The sequence below is a fragment of the Bacillus vallismortis genome (assembly GCF_004116955.1).
Lineage (GTDB): Bacteria > Bacillota > Bacilli > Bacillales > Bacillaceae > Bacillus > Bacillus vallismortis.
In genome coordinates this window covers 2339110-2361074 of sequence record NZ_CP026362.1, presented here as the reverse complement: position 1 = coordinate 2361074, position 21965 = coordinate 2339110, and the positions used below count along the sequence as shown (strand labels likewise).

The window sequence follows — 21965 nt, the reverse complement described above, 5'->3', positions numbered from 1 at the left end:
GATATGTACTGAAAGCCCGTCCTGAAACGAAATGAAACGGTCGTGAGAAAAAGGGATTTCAGCATTCGACAGAGAATACATGAAGGAGCATTCTGATTTAAAAGACGATGGAGGAATAACATGAAATTTGCGACAGGGGAACTTTACAACCGAATGTTTGTCGGCCTGATCATTGATGATGAGAAAATCATGGATTTGCAAAAGGCTGAAAAAAAACTGTTTGAATTAGAGACGATTCCGGGCTCGCTGATTGAATGTATCGCAGAAGGGGATAAATTCGTTTCACATGCAAGGCAGCTGGCCGAGTGGGCAAAAAAACCGAATGATGAGCTGGGATCATTTATCTATTCTTTATCTGAGGTGAAGCTCCATGCACCAATTCCTAAGCCATCAAAAAATATCATCTGCATCGGCAAAAACTACAGGGATCACGCGATTGAAATGGGAAGCGAGGCTGACATTCCGGAACATCCGATGGTGTTTACAAAATCGCCGGTAACGGTTACAGGGCATGGTGATACCGTAAACAGCCATGAAGAGGTCACTTCTCAGCTCGATTATGAAGGAGAACTTGCTGTTGTCATCGGAAAAAGCGGCACCCGCATTTCAAAAGAAAATGCCAATGACCATATTTTCGGATATACGATTGTGAATGATATCACGGCGCGTGATCTGCAAAAAAGGCATAAGCAGTTTTTTATCGGCAAAAGCCTGGATACCACATGTCCGATGGGACCTGTCCTTGTCCATCAATCATCGATTCAGGAGCCTGAGCGTCTCAAGGTTGAAACAAGAGTCAACGGCGAGCTGCGCCAATCCGGTTCTACGAGCGATATGATCTTTTCCATTCCGGAATTAATTGAAACCCTCTCCAAGGGGATGACGCTTGAAGCGGGAGATATCATTGCCACTGGTACGCCGTCTGGCGTCGGAAAGGGATTTACGCCGCCAAAATTCTTGCGGCCAGGTGACAAAATCGACATTACGATTGATCCGATCGGAACGCTGTCAAATCATATCGGCTGAATCAACAGAAGGGCGGACGCGGACCCGCCCGTTTTTTCTGTGATTCATCTTTGTGGCAGAGGATAAGTTCATGGTACGATAGGTGGGGTAAATTATCTGATAGGGGGAACCTGTATGACACACTTACATATTACAACATGGGTGGTAGCGCTGATTCTGCTTTTCGTCAGCTACTCACTGTATTCGTCAAGAAGTGCGAAGGGCGCCAAAATCACCCATATGATTCTGCGGCTATTCTATATCCTAATTATTTGGACAGGAGCTTGGCTGTTTATACAATTCGCCAACTGGAACGGAGAATACGCTGGGAAAATGATTCTTGGCATTATTACCATCGGCCTGATGGAAATGCTCCTCATCCGCAAGAAAAAAGGCAAATCAACCGGAGGCCTCTGGATCGGTTTCGTCATTGTCCTTGTGCTGACAGTGCTGCTCGGCCTGCATTTGCCAATCGGCTTTCACTTATTTTAATAGAAACAGTGCGAACGTGAACCCGGCTCTATGAATGGAGCTGGGTTTTTGTTACTATTTTCCTAATATCCCAAAAACATTTAAAATAACCTTAAAATTACCTGTGAACGGTATCTCGTTCTATGAAATTGTGATACCTTCAAGAAGATTCATCATTTTACAGGAGGGATATCATGAAACGCAGAAAATGGAGCTCGTTTGTAGCCGCAGTGCTCATTTTTGCACTGATCTTCAGTCTTTTTTCTCCGGGAACCAAAGCGGCAGCCGGTGCGATCGATCAGGCGGCTGCTCTGGAAAACGGCAAAGAACAAACAGGCACTATGAAGGAACCGGAACAGGTGAAATGGTACAAAGTGACCCCGGGAAAAGCGGATATTCAGAAAAACTCACATATGGCACTGTCCGTAAAGAGTGATTCAGTATTGAATGTATCTGTATATCCTAGCAAGGAGAAAGCGCTTAAAGATGAAACGTTTGAGATGTACCGTTCTTACTCGGAAGATGATGGAAAAAACGACATTGTTTTTCCATACGCGTGGAACGGCCCTTACTATGTAAAAGTTGAATACCTTGGAGAAGAAGAGCCAGAGGACGGCGGGACGGTAGAAGCCCCTGCGGAAGCCAAGTATACGATTGGGTATAAAGGCACCAATAAGCAGCCGTCAGATGTAGAACAGGAAGAAGCATGTCCGGTGGAAATGAGTGTCGATCAGAAAAAATCGGGCAAAAGCATCTTGGACAAGCTGAGAGCGATTCGTGATGAGCAGCTGAGCCAAACAGCAGAAGGCAAAGAGCTGACTAGCCTTTACTACAAAGCGGCGCCGTTTATCGTGGCGAAGCTCGCACTCAATAAAACAGCGAGAAATGAAATCTATCAGGATCTTATGACATTAAAGCCATTGTTTGATGATGTGTCTGAAAACGGAGCGTCTTCTTCATATCAGATAACTGAAAAGGATCAAAAAGCGATCAATCGGCTATACGAGAAAGCTTTACAATCAGTCCCGTCTTTTCTTAAAGAAAAGATGAAGAAGCAGGCGGAACGATTCAATATGAAGCAGCTGCAAGGCAAAACAGCTGGAAACATTCTAACAGAAAACAAAATGGCGGCAAAAAGTGAAGTTGAAACAACAAAGGTCATTTTCAAGGTGAAGAACAATAAAAGCCTCTCATCCGTACATAATGAAATGAAGGGGTTTTCTGCGAGCGCGCAATCGAAAAAAGACATTTCCAATGTGAAAAAGGCGAAGAAACTGTTTGACAATCTGTATTCATTTGAGCTTCCGAAAGACGAGAAACGAAACGGCACATATACGGCAAGCGCAAAACGGGTCAAAAGCGCTGCTGCGACATTATCCAAAATGTCTAACGTAGAGTTTGCGGAGCCTGTGCAGGAATACAAAAGCCTGGCAAATGATATTCAATATCCTTATCAATGGCCGCTCAAAAACAATGGTGAAAACGGCGGTGTCAAAAACGCGGATGTGAAATACGAGCCTGCCAGCACCCTGCTGTCCAAACGCAAGCTGAACGATACCTTGATTGCGGTGGTAGACACAGGTGTGGACAGCTCGCTTGCCGATTTAAAAGGAAAAGTAAGAACCGATCTTGGACGCAATTTTGTCGGACGGAATAACGACGCAATGGATGATCAAGGGCATGGGACACACGTCGCAGGCATTATCGCCGCCCAAAGCGATAATGGCTTCTCGATGACTGGATTGAACGCCAAAGCGAAAATCATCCCCGTAAAAGTGCTTGATTCTACAGGTTACGGAGATACTGAACAAATTGCCCTCGGCATCAAATATGCTGCTGACAAAGGAGCCAAGGTGATTAATTTAAGTTTAGGCGGAGGCTATAGCCGCGTGCTTGAATTTGCTTTGAAATACGCAGCTGACAAAAATGTCTTGATTGCCGCAGCCAGCGGGAATGACGGAGCCAATTCCTTATCTTATCCCGCTTCTTCTAAATATGTGATGTCAGTCGGGGCGACGAACCGCATGGATATGACCGCGGATTTTTCTAACTATGGAAAGGGTCTTGATATCTCCGCACCAGGGTCTGATATCCCGAGCTTAGTGCCGAACGGAAATGTCACGTACATGAGCGGGACATCCATGGCGACGCCATATGCTGCTGCAGCTGCGGGCTTGTTGTTTGCTCAAAATCCAAAGCTGAAAAGAACAGAAGCAGAGGATATTTTGAAAAAGACGGCGGACGATATTTCCTTTGAAAGCGTTGATGGCGAGGAAGAAGAAATGTATGACGATAATGGCGATCCGATTGACATTCCGAAGACGCCTGGAGTAGACTGGCACTCAGGTTACGGGCGGCTGAATGTCATGAAGGCTGTCAGCGCGGTTGATATACAGCTCAAGGTCAACAAGCTTGAAAACACACAAACAGCTGTCAGAGGAAGCGCGAAGGAAGGCACGCTTATCGAGGTCATGAACGGCAAGAAAAAACTCGGCAGCGCCAAAGCCGAAAAAGACGGTGCGTTCAAGGTCAATATCCCGACTCAAAAACTTGATCAAGTGCTGTATGTGAAAGCGGCAAAAGGCGATGCAAAAACCTCGTATAAAGTTGTCGTTGTTAAAGGGAAACCTTCCGGCACACCGAAAGTAAACGCGATGAAAGCGAAGGATACGGCTGTGAAAGGAAAGGCGAACAGCAAAGCGATGATCAGAGTGAAAAACAAATCAAAGAAAGTCATTGCTTCTGCCACAGCTGACGCGAAAGGAACATTTTCGGTGAAAATCAAAAAACAAAAAGCCGGAACGGTGCTGTACGTCACGGCTGCTGACCCAGACAAAAAAGAAAGCAAGGATGTAAAAGTTGTTGTTGAAAAGTAATCTAAAAGCGGTGCTCCCTGCACCGCTTTTTTATTTGCGCCCCCGCTGGACGGCTGAATACATAATGGAACGCTTTCCATTTGAAGCCGTCCATTCGAACCGGTCGCCTGTCCCGTCATGGCTGTAGTGATGCTGCATCGCGCATTGGGCGGTGTCGTTTGAAAAATGATAAAAAGAAACACCCTGCTCCTCCGAAGTATTCGAAAAGACGTCTTTATTATAAGAAAACACGCAATCGAATACCGATAAGCCAAAACTGTGCAAGTGCTGTAAAAATGCGAGAAAGGTTTCGTCATCAAGCGAATCCAAAAGCGCGATGAGCGGCCGCTTGACTGATTTTTCATAACGAATGCGCTCTCCGCCTGAAAGGGAGATGTTTTCTTCACCGCATGATAGAACCGATTGCTTCTGAAAGCTGGCCTGCTCCCACTTTCCTTTATGATGAATCCAGATTGGGCTGTGATGGAGACTGTCCGCGAGAAGGATCTCGCCTTCTCCGGTTTCGATTAAACAGATGCCGTCTTCAATAAAAATGGTGCCGTATTCCCACTTTCGTTCTTCTTTATATAATAATTGTTTCCGTTTCATCAATGTTGTCTCCTTTTTCTTCTTTCCTCTCTTTTCTTTCCAATTCAAGCCTGTCCCATACAACTCTTTTATGGACAAATCAACTATCTGCCTATAGATGCATAAACTTACTAAGGTGCTGAAAGAAACGAATTTGTTATGAAAGAAACGGGATTGGAGCTGATATCACATGTGTGGAATTACGGGTTGGATCGATTTTAAAAAGCAGCTCGTCCAGGAAAAACAAACGATGAATAGAATGACAGACACTCTTTCCAAACGGGGGCCTGATGATTCTAACGTTTGGGGAGAGCACCATGTTTTATTCGGACATAAAAGGCTGGCGGTCGTGGATATTGAAGGCGGGCGCCAGCCGATGGCATGCACCTTTCAAGGGGGTACGTACACCATTATTTACAATGGAGAGCTGTATAACACGGAGGATCTGCGCAAAGAATTGCGGGCGCGGGGCCATCAGTTCGAGCGGACATCAGATACCGAGGTGCTGTTGCACAGCTACATTGAATGGCAGGAAGACTGTGTAGACCATCTCAATGGCATATTCGCTTTTGCTGTGTGGGATGAAAAGCGCGATCTCATGTTTGCCGCGAGAGACCGTCTCGGCGTGAAGCCGTTTTTTTATACGGAGCAAGGATCTTCTTTTCTCTTTGGGTCAGAGATCAAAGCGATCCTCGCGCACCCTGAGATCAAAGCGCGAGTGGACAGAACAGGGCTTTCTGAAATTTTCGGGCTCGGACCGTCCAGAACACCGGGCACTGGTGTATTTAAAGGCATAAAAGAAGTCCGTCCGGCTCACGCGCTGACGTTTTCCAAAGACGGACTGAATATTTGGCGTTATTGGAATGTTGAAAGCCAACACCATACGGATCGTTTTGATGACACGGTTGCCAATGTCAGATCGTTGTTTCAGGACGCGGTGACGCGGCAGCTTGTATCGGATGTGCCGGTTTGTACGTTCCTATCAGGCGGACTGGACTCAAGCGCCATTACGGCGGTTGCGGCAGGCCATTTTGAAAAGGAAGGAAATGCGCCGCTTCATACTTATTCGATTGATTACGAAGAGAACGATAAATTTTTTCAAGCAAGCGCTTTTCAGCCGAATGATGATGGGCCTTGGATCGAAAAAATGACAGAGGCCTTCGGCACAACTCACCACAAATGCGTTATCAGCCAAAAGAATCTCGTCGATCATTTGGAGGAAGCCGTGCTGGTCAAAGACTTGCCGGGAATGGCTGATGTCGACTCATCCCTATTGTGGTTTTGCCGGGAAATCAAAAAGGACTTTGTCGTCAGCCTGTCGGGAGAGTGCGCGGATGAGATTTTCGGAGGTTATCCGTGGTTCCATACGGCAGACGTGGAGTCGGGCTTTCCATGGATGAGATCGACAGAGGAACGGATCAAGCTGCTTTCTGAATCATGGCAGAAAAAAATGAATCTCAAAGAATACGTAAATGCCAAATACGAAGAAACCTTGGCGGAAACACCACTATTAGACGGAGAAACGGGTGTGGACAAAGCAAGAAGACAGCTTTTCTATTTAAATATGCTTTGGTTTATGACGAACCTTTTGGATCGGAAGGACCGCATGAGCATGGGAGCGAGCCTTGAAGTGCGGGTGCCGTTCGCTGATCACCGGCTCGTAGAATATGTATGGAATATCCCATGGGAAATGAAAATGCATGACAACCGGGAAAAAGGCATTTTACGCAAAGCGCTCGAGGGCATTTTGCCAGATGACATTCTGTATCGCAAAAAAAGCCCGTATCCGAAAACACACCACCCGGAATATACAAAAGGCGTCAGTGAATGGCTGAAAACGATCAGAAACCAAAAAGACTCCGTGCTCCATACGCTGCTGGACAGAAAACAATTGGATCAGCTTTTAGAAACGGAAGGCTCCTCTTTCAAGGTTCCGTGGTTCGGGCAGCTTATGAAGGGGCCTCAGCTGATCGCCCATCTAGCTCAAATCCATACATGGTTTGAAGCGTATCGCATTGATATTGATGAGGGATAAAGGTATTTAACATGATGATCTACAAGGTTCCCAATGGAATGTCAGACTTATAAACTAAAAAAAGGATAGGTGGGCAGAAAATAGGCTCTACTTATCCTTTTTTATATTGAAGCATGGCTTGTTGCACGAAAGCCCTCCGTTACTTCAATAGTTCAATTTTCTCCCGATGAAATGAGCTGATATGGGGCTTAATTTTAATTCCCGGGCCCATACAGAAAGTTGGCCGATATGGTGAATTTCGTGAGCTATGATATGGTGCAATATATCATCTCTCGTATATAATTCCTCTTTATCCCAAGGAACGCTTACAAGTTCATGTTTTATTTCATCTGCTTTTGTATCTAAAAAGTCAATAATGTCAGTCCGGAAACGATTTGAAAGGGATTTAACCTGATCTAGTGTATGATAATCAGCGAACTGAACAACGATATCTTCTTTCCCTTGGATAGCACGAATCCAACTATATTCCACGTCAATAATATGAAAAAGGGTATATAAAATACTTCCTACTCCACCAAGACGATTTTTCAGCAACTCTTCAGTGGTTAGTTGATGACACCAAGTAAACCATTGATCCCTTACCTGCCTGTTATACTCAAAAAATTTTATCATTCACATCACTCCACTAATAGAATACATCAAATAACAATTATCCTTTTCCCCTTACATTCCTCTTTTTATTGAAGTAACCTGCCTGTGACATGAAAGACAAGTGTAGCTGTCATCATAAAAACATACTCACTTACCTTTTACAAAGAGTTTGAATCGGCTTTTTCTTCATATACAATTGGGAAAAAACATAATAGACTGGAAGAAGCAGTGATACATAGGAGTGAAAAGAAATGAAAGAGATAAAAGAAGCCTATCAGCAGTGCGGGCAGATCGTCAGCGATTGCGCGCCAGCCTGTTTCAAAGCATTCTCATTTCTCCCGCTAAAGCAAAGACAAGCTGCTTGGGCGGTACTGTCGTTTTGCCATACGGCGGCCAATGCGGATGAGAACGCGTTATCTGCTATTGAAGCTGAGGCGGAACAGGTTTTTTCCGGGACATATAACGGGAATCATTTTTTGTGGAAGGCTTTTAGCCATGCGTACCAGACCTTTACATTGGACAGCGAGCCATTTCGTGAGTTCTTTGCCGCACAGAAAGCGGAAGATAAACCTTTCGAAAGCCTTGATGAACTGCTCATGCACGCATATCAGACGGGCGGTGCGGCTGGATTGATGCTGCTGCCGATACTGACACGCCGAAACCAAGATCAGCTCAAACAAGCAGCCGTCTCTCTCGGCTTGGCTATACAGCTGATTCGAACCTTACGTGATCTCGGCACGAGCCAACAGCAAAAAAACCGCATCCCCCGGCAGGTGATGCAGCAATTCGGCTATACAGAGGACGATCTTCAGAAGGGAATCGTCAATAAGCCGTTCACAATGACATGGGAGTATATCGCTTTTGAAGCGGAAGCCTACCTTGAGGAGTGTCAGGATGCCTTGCCGCTATGTCCGCAGTATTCTCAAAAAACGGTGAAAGCCGCTATTCATTTGCACCGTGCTGTTTTAGAAAAAATCCGGTCGGCGCAGCACGATGTCTTTCGCCAGCAATACGAGGTCACGGAGAACGAAGCGAAGGGGATTCTGTCTGACATATAAAAAACACCCGACCTTGTTTGTGCCGGGTGTTATGCCATACCTTTTTGAATCCAGATGCGTGAGCGCCATCTTCTATACATTAAGATTCCCCGGACCCATTCGTCCGCGATAAAGGAAATCCAAATGCCGGCAAGACCGAAACCGAGGTGGATGCCGAATAGATAAGCAAGAGGGAGCCCGATGCCCCACATCGAAATCATGGCCATGTAGACAGGGAATTTCGCATCGCCAGCCGCCCGCAAGGAGTTGATTATGACGACGTTAAATGAACGGCCCGGTTCAAGAATAATCGTCATCGCAATCAAAAGGCTCGCAGTCGCGATAATATCAGGGCTTTGTGTAAAGATGCCGATCAGGTTTTTTGAAAAGATCGTCATTAAAACTGATGTTGCCGCGGCAATTCCGAGTGCCCAATATAAGCTCTTCATGCAGCGCTCATAAGCGGCGTCAAACTGTTTGCCGCCGATATAGCGGCCGATTAAAATTTGCGTGCCCTGGCTGATCGCGGTGCCGAACAGCAAAATAAACATCGTAATATTTTGCGTGTACACTTTTGTTGTTAAAGCCTGCGCGCCCATGATGGCGATAAAATAAGTGACAATCATTTGCGACAGGTTGTATGAAAGCTGTTCTCCCGCAGAAGGGATGCCGATTTTCAGCAGCTTGCGCAAATGCTCTTTATGCATATGAAAGACTTTTTTCAGTGACATCTTAAGCTGAATGCGTTTGTTGACAATGACAATCATCGCGATTAATCCGATGACGCGGGCGATAGATGTGGATATGGCCACACCGGTAACGCCGAGAACAGGAAAGCCAAACAGGCCGAAAATCACAATAAAGTTTCCGGCAATATTGAAAAGGTTCATGCCGATTGTGACAAACATCGTATCTTTTGTATAACCATAGCTTTTTAAGATCGCGCTGAATGTCATGATTAAAGCTTGAATAAAGGACAGACCTCCGACAACTTGCAAGAAGACTTTCGCATCAGGCATCAGTTCGTTTGATAATCCCATTATATGAAGGAGAGGGACCGCTGCGAAAAAGACAAGGGCGCTGATGGCAAGGCTGATGAAGAAGTTGGCGCCGATTGACACATAAGCGACTTCCATGGCTTCTTTCTTTTGCCGTGACCCTAAAAATTGTGAAATGATCACGGTCGTTCCTGTTGCGATAAAGCTGAACATCACGATAATTAAATTCAAAATCTGGTTGCTGACGCCGACTGCTGCCACGCTGTTGTCTGAGTATTGGCTGAGCATCAGTGTATCGGCATTACCCATAAACATATATAATGAGACCTCAATAAAGATCGGCCAAGTAAGCGTAAATAAGGAAAACGATTTGTCAGCGGGTTTTTTCAAAGCAGTTGATTTGAAGACAGCTTGTTTCATTGTGTCTAACCCCTTTCGTAAATAAAATCAACGTTTTAAAGTGTACCTCCATTTCCTTATAATAAAAAGGGAGATAAACGATACTTCTTGCAAAAATCCGACTTAAAAAGGAGGATGATCAAAATGCCCCGCATCCAGTTTACAGTTCCCCCATTCCCGGTATTTATCGCAGCCGGAGAAGGGGTTTTTAAAAGGGGAGAAACCCATGTAAAACGCGTATTCTCTGTGTTTGACCTGATATACGTCAAGCAGGGAACGTTATATATAACGGAAAATGAACAATCGTTCTCTGTAGAGGGAGGCGAGTACATCTTGCTTTCTCCCGGTCTTGAACACTATGGAACGAAGGGCAGTGATGAAGCGACCTCCTATTATTGGCTTCACTTTGATGAAAACCGATATGAATTGACGGCAAAGGGAGGCAGCAATTGGTCTGAGCTGCAACAGGAGAAAGGGAGCTTCGTGGAGCCGGCCCGCTACGGACTGGCTTTGCCGAGAAAAGGCAAGGTGCAGCGCCCGCAGTTTATGGCGCAGCAGTTTGAAAGGCTGATCGATTACTCCGCGGAAAACTCCGATTTGCCGCTTAGAAAACAAATCTTATTTGAGGAGCTGATGCTGCATCTTCAAAAAGAGGCGTTTCAAATTCCGTCTGCGAAAGAGCGGGTTGCCTGGGAGGCGGCCCGGTACTTACAGGAGCATTATAAGGAAAAAACGACAATCAAAGATCTATCACTCGCCCTTCACTATCATCAGGATTATGTGAGCCGCTGCATGCAACAGGTGCTCGGCGTTACCCCGGCACAATATACGAACCGGGTGAGAATGACGGAAGCGAAGCGTCTTCTATCCTCTACAAACGATAAAATGGGCGTCATTGCGGAAACAGTCGGAATGGAAGACCCGACATACTTTTCCAAACTCTTCAAGCAGATAGAAGGCATTTCACCAATTGAATACCGGAAAATTGTCAGCCGGAAAGTTCAATAACCAGACGAGGGATGAATATGAAAACGACCATTTACGATGTGGCAAGGGCGGCGGGGGTCTCGATTACGACGGTGTCGCGTGTCATTAACAATACCGGCAGAATCAGCGGCAAAACGCGGCAGAAGGTGATCAATGTCATGAAGGAAATGGCGTATACGCCCAATGTCCATGCCGCGGCGTTGACGGGAAAACGAACGAATATGATTGCGCTTGTGACGCCAGATATTTCAAATCCGTTTTACTGCGAACTGGCCAAAAGCATTGAGGAAAAGGCGGATGAGCTCGGTTTTCAAATGATGATTTGCAGCACTGATTACGATCCGAAAAAAGAAACAAAGTATTTTTCAGTGCTGAAGCAGAAAAAAGTGGACGGCATTATTTTTGCGACTGGGATTGAGAATCATGACAGCATGTCTGCTTTGGAGGAAATCGCCAGCGAACAAATTCCGCTTGCGATGATTTCGCAGGATAAGCCGCTGCTTCCGATGGATATTGTTGTCATGGATGACGTTCGCGGCGGTTATGAGGCAGCCAAGCACCTGCTGTCACTCGGGCATACGAACATCGCCTGCATTGTTGGGGACGGATCAACAACGGGTGAAAAAAACAGGATCAAAGGCTTCCGCCAGGCGATGGAGGAGGCGAACGTGCCTGTCGATGAATCGCTTATCGTTCCGACGCGGTTTTCTTTGGAAAGCGGCAAAGAAGAAGCGGGAAAATTGCTGGACAGGAACGCCCCGACGGCTATTTTTGCCTTCAACGACGTACTGGCCTGCGCCGCCATACAAGCTGCGAGGATAAGAGGCATAAAAGTGCCGGATGACCTTTCCATCATCGGTTTTGATAACACCATACTTGCAGAAATGGCGGCCCCGCCCCTGACGACCGTGGCCCAGCCGATTAAAGATATGGGGCAGTGCGTCATCGAGCTGCTGGCCGAAGCCATCGAAGGAAAACGAAAGACGAAACAAAAAATCGTGCTGCCGCCTGAGCTTGTGGTCAGGCATTCCACATCACCGCTCAAAACACGAGCCCGCTAATGAGCGGGTTTTTTCATGTTGACAGTTGAAGCCAAAAAACATATTGCGTGCAGGCATAAGACATTGTAAAATGAAACCACCTTTTGAGAAAGCGCTTGCGCAAGGTGTGAAAGCAGTTTGGAGCGCTGTTTTTTTAGCTATCGGAAGAAAGCGCTTTCCTAAAGCGGTTCAAAAATGCGGTAAAGGAGAGGATGGGACGTGGAACATCAAGTAAGATGCGCGGTATTAGGATTAGGACGGCTCGGCTATGATCATGCGAAAAATCTCGTCACCCGTGTTTCGGGAGCAAAGCTGGTCAGTGTCGCTGATCCGATGAAAGGGAGAGCGGAGCAGGTTGCCAAAGAATTCGGTATCGAAAAATGGTCTGAGAACCCGAATGAGCTGTTAGAAGATCCCGGCATTGACGCTGTCATTATCGTAACGCCGACAAGCACACATGGCGATATGATCATCAAAGCAGCGGAGAACGGAAAACACATCTTCGTTGAAAAACCGTTAACATTAAGCCTTGAGGAATCAAAAGCGGTTTCTGAAAAAGTGAAAGAGACCGGCGTCATTTGCCAAGTCGGCTTTATGAGGCGATTCGATCCCGCGTACGCAGATGCCAAACGGCGGATCGACGCTGGAGAAATCGGCAAACCCATCTATTATAAAGGCTTTACGCGTGACCAGGGAGCGCCTCCGGCAGCGTTTATCAAACACAGCGGCGGGATCTTTATAGACTGCTCCATCCATGACTATGATATCGCCCGTTATTTGTTGAAAGCGGAAATCACTTCTGTTTCCGGACACGGCAGGATCCTGAACAACCCGTTTATGGAGCAGTATGGTGATGTCGATCAGGCGCTGACGTATATCGAATTTGACTCCGGCGCAGCGGGGGACGTCGAGGCAAGCAGAACCTCTCCATACGGACATGACATCCGGGCGGAAGTTATCGGGACAGAGGGCAGTATTTTCATAGGAACATTGAGAAATCAACATGTGACCATCCTGACGTCTAAAGGGAGCAGCTATGATATTATCCCAGACTTTCAAACTCGTTTTCATGAAGCCTACTGCTTAGAGCTGCAGCACTTTGCCGAGTGTGTGCGGGATGGAAAAACACCGATCGTGACAGATGTCGATGCAACGATCAATTTAGAAGTCGGCATTGCCGCGACCCATTCGTATCGATCCGGCAGGCCTGTACAGCTGGATGTGAATCGTGCTCATATTCGTTTATAGGCGTCGGCACTCCCGCACATCTTTGCGATCAAAAAAGCAAGGACAGTTAGCCCTTGCTTTCTTTCTTTTCATATAAATAGTACACATAATCAGTAGGTACGCCTGGATGGCCAAGCTGTCTCAGCATAGCGGTCACGTTCCCTCTATGATACGTGCCGTGATTGACGACATGCAGGATGACTCCTGTATAAGTTGTTGCCAGTGTCCCGTGTGTCGGATGCTGAAATAAGACCTGCTGTTCAAAGTCCGTCTGGCGGCTGAAGAAAGCGTGATACTGTGCCTCCAGTTCAGAAACATGCTCTTTTATCACTGCCAAATTACGATGCGCGGCCTCGAATTTTCCGACGCTGTCTATGACCTCTTGGTAGGTTGCTCCTGAAAGAGTCTTCAGCCAAATGTAGTCAGCCCTGCACATATGAAGCAGCACATCGCTGATAGAAGGGAATACGCTCTGTACTTCTTGATAAGCCGTTTCCTCTGGCAGGTTTTCGATATGATTGAATATTCGCTTGTTTGCCCAGGTATGGTAGTCATAAACTGTTTAGCATCAGTCATCAGCATTGCCTCCTTTTCTATGACATTCGCTGTCTCTTTTGTTTTCCCTTTAATTTCTGAATAATGATACCCCGAAATATCCTGCTGCTATCCACATTACAACTGCCGAGCATTTGTTTAGGATCAGCATAAGCCTGCCGCTTGTATCCATTGTCTGAAACAGCCGTCCCGCTATCGCAAGACTGATAAACCAAATCCAAGACACGGCGATGCATGCGGTCATAAAGAGCCATTTCTCATTCCCAGAGTATTGGAGCGAGCTCGTGCCAATGACGCCGATCGTGTCCAGAATAGCGTGCGGATTTAAAAGAGAAACGGCGGCCGCAAACGCAGCTTGTTTTTTAGCTGTGAACGTATTTTCCTCATTTTGGTTTGCTTCCGGACGGCTGTTCCAAGTCACCCAGCCCATATAGAGGAGAAACAAAAATCCGCCGGCCATCATGACTGTCTCAAACACAGGCAGCTGCTGGACGATGACAGATATGCCAGCAACAGCTAAAACAATTAACAGAGTATCGCAGACAGAAGCGCTGATGATGGCAGGAAGTGCCCGCCAAATATGCCTTTGCCACGCCCCTTGCTGAAAAATAAATACATTCTGCGCTCCCAGCGGCAAAATGAGGCCAAAGGCAAGCACAACTCCGTGAATGATTGCATTCATGCGGAAAAAACTCCTTTCACATCTGTTTTTTCAATCATAAGGGAGATTTTTTCCCGAGTCACCGGCCATTTGGTTGGGATGAGAACCAGCCAAATGTATAATGTGAAGAAAAGAGGGGGGATGACCTTGACGCAATGGCAGCCAAGCCGATATTCGGATGTTCCGCTGCATCGGCAGATCGAACAATACATGAAAGATAAAATTCTTCACGGAGAGTGGGCTGTGGGGACGAAAATTCCTTCGCAGAGAACGCTGGCCGATATGTTTCAAGTGAACCGCAGCACAGTGACAGTAGCCATTGATGAACTCACATCTCAAGGCCTGTTAGAGGGGAGAAGGGGCGGGGGCACGAAGGTTGTAAACAGTACGTGGAGCGTGCTGGCGGCTGAGCCTCCGCTCGATTGGAACGATTACGTCCGTTCGGGCATTCATCACCCAAATTCTTCTATCATTCAGGGGATTCATCAAAACGAACCAAGAGCGGATATCATCAGATTAGGCACAGGGGAGCTTTCACCGGATCTGCTGCCTGTTGACACAATGCGCCGGATGTTTCAGCAGATCAATCCGCACGCCCTGTCTTTAGGATACGAGCAGCCGAAAGGAAATCCTAAGTTGAGGGAGGCAGTGGCGGATCATTTAAAAAGCAAGCAGATCCATGTATCACCGTCAGCGATTTTCATTGTGTCCGGGGCACTTCAGGCGCTTCAGCTCATCTCGATCGGGCTTTTAAAACGAGGTTCTGTCATTTTGACCGAAAAGCCGTCCTACCTTCAATCATTGCATGTGTTTCAATCAGCGGGGATGCGGCTTCGCGGCTTGCCGATGGATGAATCGGGAATCAAAACGGGGCTGGTTTCTTCTTATCGAAAACAATACGGGGGACAGCTGCTTTACACCATACCGTCGTTTCATAATCCGACGGGCACTGTCATGTCAGAGCAGCGAAGGAAAGAGATCATCGGCCTGTCAAAAAAAGAGCAGCTGCCGATTATTGAGGATGATGCGTACGGTGATTTATGGTTTGAAGAAAAACCGCCACAGCCGTTAAAAGCAATGGATCATGAAGGCAATGTTTTATATGTGGGCACGTTTTCAAAAACAGTGAGCCCTGGCCTTCGAATCGGCTGGCTGGCCGGACCGGAACCGGTCATTGAACGGCTGGCCGACATTAAAATGCAGACAGACTACGGCTCGAGCGGATTGTCCCAGTGGGCGGCCGCCGAATGGCTGTCGCAGGGGCATTATGAAAAGCATCTGACTTGGATACGCGGGGTCTTAAAACAAAAGAGAGACGCGGCAGTTCAGTTTCTCAAGCGATATGCCGGAGACATCGCCACGTGGCGGATTCCCGCCGGCGGCTTTTATATATGGGTGACATTTCACAAACCCTTGCCTGTCAGCCGTTTCTTTCATGAACTGCTGAAACAGCAGGTGCTGGTGAATCCCGGTTCTATTTACAACGGCGAAGAGCGAAGCAGCATCAGGCTGTCATATTCTTATGCATCTCTTGCGGATTTGGAAACGGGCATTCAAGCGGCAGCTGATACAGCCCGCCGCCTGATGATGTCTTAAGCATTTGTTATACTACGACAGCTCCAAGCGCCCTGGCGAGAGCAATCGCGTGCTCCGGCGCGATTTTACAGCCTTTCAATTTGTCGAGGGAGACGTGAAGCTGGTCAAAACGGGACGTGCTGATGTCCATGTTCTGAAGGGATGTGCCGGTAAAGTTGGCGCTTTCCAGTTCGCATCCGTCAAAGTGTGTCTGCTGGAGCGTCATATTGCTGCACTCGCTTTGCATAAGGGTACAGTGCGCAAAACGAACCTGTTTCATATTTGAGTACGAAAAAGAACTGAAATGTCCGTGGCACTCCTCGAACGAAACATTCCGCAGCGTTGAGTCCGCTGCATTCATTCCAACCATTTTGGATTGCTTAATGGAAGTTCTGTGAATGACAGCCCCGCTGAAATCGGCGTTTGACAGATCACATTTTTCAAAGACCACATCGGTCAGTTCAATATGCCGGAAAGACACATCAATAAATACGACATTTCTAAATATCGATTTTTCGATACAAAGTCTTTCAATATCTGCACCGCAGATTGTACAATTTTCAAACAAATGCATGCTGACCACATCATCCTGTGTCACGGTTTCATGAAAATCTGCGGTTTGCAGGCTTTCCGGTATGTGCGGTTTTTGAATCACTATTTTATTCATGTGATGACATCCTTTGCTGCCCGAAAACCAGAAGTCTCCGGGATCAATTTAATAGATCGTTACGGGGATTGCTACATATAGTGAATCGTGAAGAGCCTTTTCTTGGTACAGCAGCCCGCTTGTTTTGTAAGCATAAATGGAAAGCTTCCTGTGCGTCAAGGCGTTTACAGGCCGGGAAAGAAAAGGGAACAGGAGGAATGCGGAATGGGGCATTACGTCAAAACCGAGGAGCATGTCACATTGTTTGTAGAGGATATCGGGCATGGAAGGCCGATCATCTTTTTGCACGGGTGGCCGTTGAATCATAAGATGTTTGAATATCAAATGAATGAGCTTCCGAAAAGAGGATTTCGTTTTATTGGCATTGATTTCCGGGGATATGGGCAATCTGACCGCCCTTGGGAAGGCTACGATTATGATACGATGGCCGACGATGTGAAGGCAGTCATTTATACGCTGCAGCTTGAGAACGCGGTGCTTGCCGGTTTTTCGATGGGCAGCGCCATTGCCATCCGTTATATGGCAAGGCATGATGGAGCGGATATTGATAAGCTGATTTTATTGTCAGCAGCGGCGCCCGCATTTACAAAACGCCCGGGTTATCCGTACGGGATGAGGAAGCAGGATATTGACGATATGATTGAACAATTCAAAATGGATCGGCCAAAAACGCTGGATGATTTAGGGAAACAATTTTTTGAGAAAGAGGTATCACCAGAGCTCAGGGGGTGGTTTCTCAATTTGATGCTGGAGGCTTCCTCCTACGGGACGATCCGCTCAGGCCATGCATTAAGAGACGAGGATCTCAGAAAGGATCTTGTGTCAATCAAAGTTCCAGCGCTGATCCTGCACGGGAGTAAGGATCAAATTGCACCGTTTGATTTCGCGAAAGAATTGAAGCGCGGCATCAAGCAGTCGGAATTGGTTCCGTTTGCAAACAGCGGGCACGGGGCTTTTTATGAGGAAAAAGAGAAGATGAACCGTTTGATTGCGCAATTCGCCAAATCATAAGAAAAACCCGATATCATTCGGGTTTTTTTATGATGCCTTTGGTTTGCAGTTCCGTAATGATGATTTCAGCTCCATCGGAAATAGAGATCTGGTCTGATTCAATGATGAAGTCCGGTGAAAGCGGCGCTTCATACGGAGAATCGATCCCGGTAAAATGTTTGATCTCTCCGTTTCGCGCTTTTTGATAAAGGCCCTTCGGATCGCGCTGTTCGCAGACATGCAGCGGGCATTTTACGTAAATTTCAAAGAATTCTCCTTGAGGAAAGAGCGCTCTGACCATGTCACGGTCTTCTCTGAATGGAGAAATAAAAGCCGTTAAAATCATTTGCCCGCTATCGACAAACAGCTTCGACACTTCTCCGATCCGGCGGATGTTTTCAATTCTGTCTTCAGTCTGAAAACCAAGGTCTTTGTTTAAGCCGTGGCGGATATTATCGCCGTCAAGCACATAGCTCTGAATGCCCATCCGGTACAGCTTTTCATCAACGGCATTGGCCAGCACCGATTTTCCTGAGCCTGACAGCCCGGTAAACCAGAGGACGCAGCTTTTGTGTCCGTTTAAGGATTGTCTGTCAGACTTTGAAATGGCAGCGGGGTGCCAAATGATGTTCGGTTTGTGAGTCATTGCAATCCCCCGTTGTTTTGCTGGATCGCAACAGGCTGTTGATGAAGTCCCTTGATCAGCACGTTGGCGACCTCAGGCCGGCTGAATTCTTTAGGCGGCTTTTTGCCTTGGCGAAGAAGCTCTCTCACTTTTGTGCCCGATAAGTGGATGTGGTCTCTTGGGCTGTGCGGACACGTTTTTGAGGTGCCCATGTTTCCACATTTCCGGCAGTAAAAGCTGTGTTCAAAAAACAGCGGCTTGATGCCCAGCTCCTCTTCTGTGAATGATTGAAAAATATGTTGCGCGTCGTACGTTCCGTAATAGCTGCCGACACCCGCATGATCTCGGCCTACAATAAAATGGGTGCAGCCGTAATTTTTGCGGACGAGCGCATGGAAAATCGCTTCACGCGGACCTGCATACCGCATGGCGGCAGGGAAAACCGATAACATGACACGATCCTTTGGATAATAGTGATCAAGCAAAACCTGATAGCTCTCCATTCTGATATCACACGGGATATCGTCTGACTTCGTTTCTCCGACAAGCGGGTGAAGCAGCAGACCGTCGACCGTTTCCAACGCTGTTTTTTGAATATATTCATGCGCTCTGTGAACAGGGTTCCTGGTTTGAAAACCAACAATCGTTTTCCAGCCGAGTTTTGTAAAGGCCGCTCTTGTTTCGGCAGGCGCCGCATAGAACTGTTCGAAGGATTTGTCGGGAAGGCGGCTGACCGTGACAGGCCCTCCGATATAGTAATCCTGACGCTCCAGCAATTTTTTTACGCCTGGGTGGGCAGGATCGGTTGTTTTATAAACAGACAGCGCTTCTTGTGTTTTATCAGGCCGGTAAATATCAGTGACTGTGATCATGCCGTAGGCAACGCCGTCTCTCACAAGCTTGACACGATCTCCGGCAGACAGCTTGTTTGCTGTTTCTTCCTTGACCGTTAGCGTAATCGGCAGGCTCCACGGCAATCCGTTTGCCAGCCTCATTTCTTTCACAACAGAATGATAATCTTTTTCTCCCAAAAACCCAGTTAACGGGCTGTAGCCGCCGATCGCGATAAGCTCCAGGTCGCTCAGTGCAAGTTGGTCCAGCTCCGCTTCGCACGTGCACCCTTCAAAATGGCATGCGGGTTCGCAGCGGTTGATTAACACCCCTCCATGGGGTTCGTTTCCATTCAACGTGTTCAACCTCCATTTTTACGTTTGCTTTGTTTTCTTATCTGCGCTTGCTGAAAGCTTTAGCAGCGCTCAACATGTTTTCAATCCCTTAACAAAGACATGCCGCCATTAATTTTGATGCAGGCCGCATTCTGTTTTCTCCCGTCCGGCCCATCTTCCGGCCCTCTCATCGTCCGGGTCCGAGGAAGGCAACGTACACATTTCACAGCCTATGCTCGGGTAATGTTGATCGTGCAGTTTGTTATAAGGCAAATGGTGCAGGCGGATGTACGTCCAAACGTCATCCCATGTCCAGTGGATGAGTGGGCAAATTTTGATCAGTTTGAACTTCAGGTCAAGATTCACGTATTGAATATGCTTTCTCGTGGGTGATTGCTCACGGCGCAGTCCCGAAATCCAAGCTGTCATGCCGGACAGGTGCTTTTGCAGCGGTTCAATTTTTCTTAATTGGCAGCAGAAATTCGGGTTATGTTTCCACAGTTCTCCACCGTATTTTGTTTCTTGCTCTTTTAAGCTGAGCTCGGGTTTGAGCAGCTGGATTGTAAATGCCGGATATCGCTCTTTGACGGTCTCGATCAGCTCATACGTTTCGTGAAAATGCAGCCCTGTATCCAAAAAGATGATGTGCGCGTTTTTGTTGATTTTTGATATGAGATCGAGTAGCACCATTCCTTCTGCACCAAAGCTGCACGCGTACACAATCTTATCCCCGTATGTTCGGAAAGCCCATTTCAACACATCGAGCTCATCGATCAATTGATCTGTTATCTGTTTGGACAGCGTGTCGTTCCACGTGTCATAAGTGATGATTTGCTCCTTCAACGTTTTCCCCCCGTTTGCATCTCTGTTTTTTATCTATTGATCGAGTTATAGGCAGACTATTCATGTTTTGCATAAAGGTTCAGGTTTTTCAGGTGCGGCCCGCGCCTAAAATGAGGAGCGGAACCATTAAGAGACCGCCTGAATATGCTTTTAAGCAAAATGGTTTTATGCCCAAGGAGAGGTATTATGCCGATTACCATTTATCAGGGGCATCATCATACGCTTGCCCCGGGGGATATTCATATCGTCATTGATGTCATCAGAGCCTTTACGGTCGCCCATTATGCGTTTATCGGCGGGGCGAAAGAGATTTACTTGGTCCGGACAGCTGACGAAGCCTTTGCACTGAAAAACACCTATCCGGATTACGTATTGACGGGAGAAGAAAAGGGGGTCGGTATCAGCGGATTTGATTTGGATAATTCGCCAAAACGCATGGCGGAGCAGGACATGGCGGATAAGCGCCTGATCCAGAAAACAACAAACGGCGTCACAGCGGCGTTAGGGGCGCTGAACGCCAAGCACCTGTTCGTGACTGGATTTTCCAACGCCAGAACAACGGCAGAGCACGTGAAAACGCTTGGCGACAAGAATTGCGTGATCAACATTGTCGCTTCCCATCCGTCAGGTGATGACGACATGGCGTGTGCGCAGTATATAAAGGGCATCATTGAAGGGACAAATGAGGTAACGGCTGCGGAGGCGATGGAAAGAATCAATCGCTCTACTGTTGCGGAGAAATTTTTTGACCGCCGCCAGCCATTGTTTGATCCAGAAGACATCGCCTATTGCACAAAAGAATTGACAGGCGATTTTGTCATGAAAGTGAGACAAGAAAGAGAAGTTCCTACGATAGAGAGGGTCATAATATGAATGATTTTTCACTAGAATTGCCAGTGAGAACAAGCAAGCCGAGAGAAACCGGGCAGACCATTTTAATTGATAACGGCTATCCTTTGCAATATTTCAAAGATGTCATCACCGCGGCGTCTGACTATATTGATTTTGTGAAATTCGGTTGGGGCACATCATTACTTACGAAAGACCTTGAAGAAAAAATCAGCACGCTGAAAGAGCACGACATTCAATTTTTCTTTGGCGGCACACTTTTTGAAAAGTATGTAAGCCAGAAAAAAGTGAATGAATTTCATCGGTACTGCACCTATTTCGGCTGTGAATATATCGAAATTTCAAATGGCACGCTTCCAATGACAAATAAAGAGAAAGCGGCTTATATTGCAGATTTTTCTGATGAATTTCTTGTGCTGAGCGAGGTGGGCAGCAAGGATGCGGAATTATCAAGCCGGCAAAGCTCCGAGGAATGGCTTGAGTATATCGTTGAGGATATGGAAGCGGGTGCGGAAAAAGTGATGACGGAGGCAAGGGAAAGCGGGACAGGCGGAATCTGTTCCAGCAGCGGGGATGTCCGGTTTCAAATTGTTGATGACATCATTTCCTCGGATATTGATATCACAAGGCTGATTTTTGAAGCGCCGAACAAAACGCTCCAGCAGGGGTTTATCCAAAGGGTCGGGTCGAATGTGAATCTGGCCAACATCCCGTTTCAAGATGCGATCGCGTTGGAGACGCTGCGTTTAGGGTTAAGATCCGATACCTTTTATTTGTAAAACGGTGGCTGCGGGGCTCTCG

The 21965-nt window shown here is 46.9% G+C and carries 18 protein-coding genes and 3 pseudogenes; 12 read left to right on the top strand and 9 right to left on the bottom strand.

From position 1 onward, the window contains the following. Positions 1-120: 120 nt before the first annotated feature. From BV11031_RS12745 to BV11031_RS12735, 3 genes are all read left to right on the top strand, one after another. Entirely contained in the window at positions 121-1026 is a 906-nt protein-coding gene (locus BV11031_RS12745) for a fumarylacetoacetate hydrolase family protein (protein WP_010329312.1), read from the top strand. Between the two features lie 114 nt (positions 1027-1140). Continuing rightward, on the top strand, positions 1141-1497 hold the full coding sequence (locus BV11031_RS12740; RefSeq protein WP_010329313.1) for a YisL family protein: 357 nt from the start codon (positions 1141-1143) through the stop codon (positions 1495-1497). Between the two features lie 173 nt (positions 1498-1670). Then, positions 1671-4352: a peptidase S8 gene (locus BV11031_RS12735; protein WP_010329314.1), complete on the top strand. Its 2682-nt coding sequence runs from the start codon at positions 1671-1673 to the stop codon at positions 4350-4352. A gap of 30 nt (positions 4353-4382) precedes the next feature. Here the strand turns inward: BV11031_RS12735 and BV11031_RS12730 are convergent, their stop codons facing one another. Beyond that, positions 4383-4940: a DUF2777 domain-containing protein gene (locus BV11031_RS12730; RefSeq protein ID WP_010329315.1), complete on the bottom strand. Its 558-nt coding sequence runs from the start codon at positions 4938-4940 to the stop codon at positions 4383-4385. A 169-nt stretch (positions 4941-5109) separates the two neighbouring features. On the opposite strand from BV11031_RS12730, the gene asnB reads away from it, so the two are divergent. Next, positions 5110-6954: an asparagine synthase (glutamine-hydrolyzing) gene (gene asnB, locus BV11031_RS12725; RefSeq protein ID WP_010329316.1), complete on the top strand. Its 1845-nt coding sequence runs from the start codon at positions 5110-5112 to the stop codon at positions 6952-6954. Positions 6955-7098: 144 nt separating this feature from the next. On the opposite strand, the gene BV11031_RS12720 is transcribed toward asnB, so the two are convergent. Beyond that, on the bottom strand, positions 7099-7566 hold the full coding sequence (locus BV11031_RS12720; protein WP_010329317.1) for a DinB family protein: 468 nt from the start codon (positions 7564-7566) through the stop codon (positions 7099-7101). 207 nt (positions 7567-7773) lie between these two features. Here BV11031_RS12720 and BV11031_RS12715 point away from each other — a divergent pair. Further along, positions 7774-8603: pseudogene (locus tag BV11031_RS12715) on the top strand (phytoene/squalene synthase family protein). A gap of 29 nt (positions 8604-8632) precedes the next feature. Here BV11031_RS12715 and BV11031_RS12710 read toward each other — a convergent pair. Further along, a complete protein-coding gene (locus tag BV11031_RS12710) occupies positions 8633-10000 on the bottom strand; it encodes an MATE family efflux transporter (protein WP_010329319.1) in 1368 nt (455 codons plus the stop codon). A 123-nt stretch (positions 10001-10123) separates the two neighbouring features. Between BV11031_RS12710 and BV11031_RS12705 the strand changes: the two genes are divergently transcribed. The 3 genes from BV11031_RS12705 to iolX all read left to right on the top strand — a co-directional run bounded on the left by BV11031_RS12705 (position 10124) and on the right by iolX (position 13254). Further along, positions 10124-10987, top strand: coding sequence for an AraC family transcriptional regulator (locus BV11031_RS12705; protein WP_010329320.1), 864 nt, complete (start codon positions 10124-10126; stop codon positions 10985-10987). 17 nt (positions 10988-11004) lie between these two features. Then, positions 11005-12027 (top strand): LacI family DNA-binding transcriptional regulator, encoded by a 1023-nt coding sequence (locus BV11031_RS12700; RefSeq protein ID WP_129550770.1) that lies wholly within the window; start codon positions 11005-11007, stop codon positions 12025-12027. A gap of 198 nt (positions 12028-12225) precedes the next feature. Continuing rightward, complete coding sequence (iolX, locus tag BV11031_RS12695) at positions 12226-13254, top strand: scyllo-inositol 2-dehydrogenase (protein ID WP_010329322.1); 1029 nt, start codon at positions 12226-12228, stop codon at positions 13252-13254. Positions 13255-13300: 46 nt separating this feature from the next. Here iolX and BV11031_RS12690 read toward each other — a convergent pair. Next, positions 13301-13809 (bottom strand): annotated as a pseudogene (locus BV11031_RS12690) (DinB family protein). A 49-nt stretch (positions 13810-13858) separates the two neighbouring features. Next, positions 13859-14508 (bottom strand): annotated as a pseudogene (locus BV11031_RS12685) (LysE/ArgO family amino acid transporter). Positions 14509-14590: 82 nt separating this feature from the next. Here BV11031_RS12685 and pdxR point away from each other — a divergent pair. After that, positions 14591-16045 carry a MocR-like pyridoxine biosynthesis transcription factor PdxR gene (gene pdxR / locus BV11031_RS12680; RefSeq protein WP_041952562.1) on the top strand — a complete coding sequence of 485 codons (1455 nt, stop codon included), beginning with the start codon at positions 14591-14593 and terminating at the stop codon, positions 16043-16045. A gap of 7 nt (positions 16046-16052) precedes the next feature. Here the strand turns inward: pdxR and BV11031_RS12675 are convergent, their stop codons facing one another. Then, complete coding sequence (locus tag BV11031_RS12675; RefSeq protein ID WP_010329326.1) at positions 16053-16691, bottom strand: pentapeptide repeat-containing protein; 639 nt, start codon at positions 16689-16691, stop codon at positions 16053-16055. A gap of 204 nt (positions 16692-16895) precedes the next feature. On the opposite strand from BV11031_RS12675, the gene BV11031_RS12670 reads away from it, so the two are divergent. Further along, the gene (locus BV11031_RS12670; RefSeq protein ID WP_010329327.1) at positions 16896-17702 is read left to right on the top strand and encodes an alpha/beta fold hydrolase; all 807 of its coding nucleotides are present in this window, start codon (positions 16896-16898) and stop codon (positions 17700-17702) included. A 13-nt stretch (positions 17703-17715) separates the two neighbouring features. Here the strand turns inward: BV11031_RS12670 and cysC are convergent, their stop codons facing one another. The 3 genes from cysC to BV11031_RS12655 all read right to left on the bottom strand — a co-directional run bounded on the left by cysC (position 17716) and on the right by BV11031_RS12655 (position 20315). Next, positions 17716-18327 carry an adenylyl-sulfate kinase gene (cysC, locus tag BV11031_RS12665; RefSeq protein ID WP_010329328.1) on the bottom strand — a complete coding sequence of 204 codons (612 nt, stop codon included), beginning with the start codon at positions 18325-18327 and terminating at the stop codon, positions 17716-17718. After that, the gene (sat, locus tag BV11031_RS12660) at positions 18324-19493 is read right to left on the bottom strand and encodes a sulfate adenylyltransferase (protein WP_010329329.1); all 1170 of its coding nucleotides are present in this window, start codon (positions 19491-19493) and stop codon (positions 18324-18326) included. Before sat ends, cysC begins: the two co-directional genes overlap by 4 nt. 108 nt (positions 19494-19601) lie before the next feature. Further along, positions 19602-20315: a phosphoadenylyl-sulfate reductase gene (locus BV11031_RS12655; protein ID WP_010329330.1), complete on the bottom strand. Its 714-nt coding sequence runs from the start codon at positions 20313-20315 to the stop codon at positions 19602-19604. Positions 20316-20501: 186 nt separating this feature from the next. Between BV11031_RS12655 and BV11031_RS12650 the strand changes: the two genes are divergently transcribed. Together BV11031_RS12650 and BV11031_RS12645 are read left to right on the top strand one after the other, a co-directional pair. Next, positions 20502-21188: a 2-phosphosulfolactate phosphatase gene (locus BV11031_RS12650; RefSeq protein ID WP_010329331.1), complete on the top strand. Its 687-nt coding sequence runs from the start codon at positions 20502-20504 to the stop codon at positions 21186-21188. Continuing rightward, positions 21185-21943 (top strand): phosphosulfolactate synthase, encoded by a 759-nt coding sequence (locus BV11031_RS12645; RefSeq protein ID WP_010329332.1) that lies wholly within the window; start codon positions 21185-21187, stop codon positions 21941-21943. Before BV11031_RS12650 ends, BV11031_RS12645 begins: the two co-directional genes overlap by 4 nt. Positions 21944-21965 lie beyond the last annotated feature (22 nt).

Excerpts from the sequence above, each read along its gene's own strand:
- BV11031_RS12745 (WP_010329312.1), top strand. The coding sequence starts at position 121 with ATGAAATTTGCGACAGGGGAACTTTACAACCGAATGTTTGTCGGCCTG.
- BV11031_RS12740 (WP_010329313.1), top strand. The coding sequence starts at position 1,141 with ATGACACACTTACATATTACAACATGGGTGGTAGCGCTGATTCTGCTT.
- BV11031_RS12735 (WP_010329314.1), top strand. The coding sequence starts at position 1,671 with ATGAAACGCAGAAAATGGAGCTCGTTTGTAGCCGCAGTGCTCATTTTT.
- BV11031_RS12730 (WP_010329315.1), bottom strand. The coding sequence starts at position 4,940 with ATGAAACGGAAACAATTATTATATAAAGAAGAACGAAAGTGGGAATAC.
- asnB (WP_010329316.1), top strand. The coding sequence starts at position 5,110 with ATGTGTGGAATTACGGGTTGGATCGATTTTAAAAAGCAGCTCGTCCAG.
- BV11031_RS12720 (WP_010329317.1), bottom strand. The coding sequence starts at position 7,566 with ATGATAAAATTTTTTGAGTATAACAGGCAGGTAAGGGATCAATGGTTT.
- BV11031_RS12710 (WP_010329319.1), bottom strand. The coding sequence starts at position 10,000 with ATGAAACAAGCTGTCTTCAAATCAACTGCTTTGAAAAAACCCGCTGAC.
- BV11031_RS12705 (WP_010329320.1), top strand. The coding sequence starts at position 10,124 with ATGCCCCGCATCCAGTTTACAGTTCCCCCATTCCCGGTATTTATCGCA.
- BV11031_RS12700 (WP_129550770.1), top strand. The coding sequence starts at position 11,005 with ATGAAAACGACCATTTACGATGTGGCAAGGGCGGCGGGGGTCTCGATT.
- pdxR (WP_041952562.1), top strand. The coding sequence starts at position 14,591 with ATGACCTTGACGCAATGGCAGCCAAGCCGATATTCGGATGTTCCGCTG.
- BV11031_RS12675 (WP_010329326.1), bottom strand. The coding sequence starts at position 16,691 with ATGAATAAAATAGTGATTCAAAAACCGCACATACCGGAAAGCCTGCAA.
- BV11031_RS12670 (WP_010329327.1), top strand. The coding sequence starts at position 16,896 with ATGGGGCATTACGTCAAAACCGAGGAGCATGTCACATTGTTTGTAGAG.
- cysC (WP_010329328.1), bottom strand. The coding sequence starts at position 18,327 with ATGACTCACAAACCGAACATCATTTGGCACCCCGCTGCCATTTCAAAG.
- BV11031_RS12650 (WP_010329331.1), top strand. The coding sequence starts at position 20,502 with ATGCCGATTACCATTTATCAGGGGCATCATCATACGCTTGCCCCGGGG.
- BV11031_RS12645 (WP_010329332.1), top strand. The coding sequence starts at position 21,185 with ATGAATGATTTTTCACTAGAATTGCCAGTGAGAACAAGCAAGCCGAGA.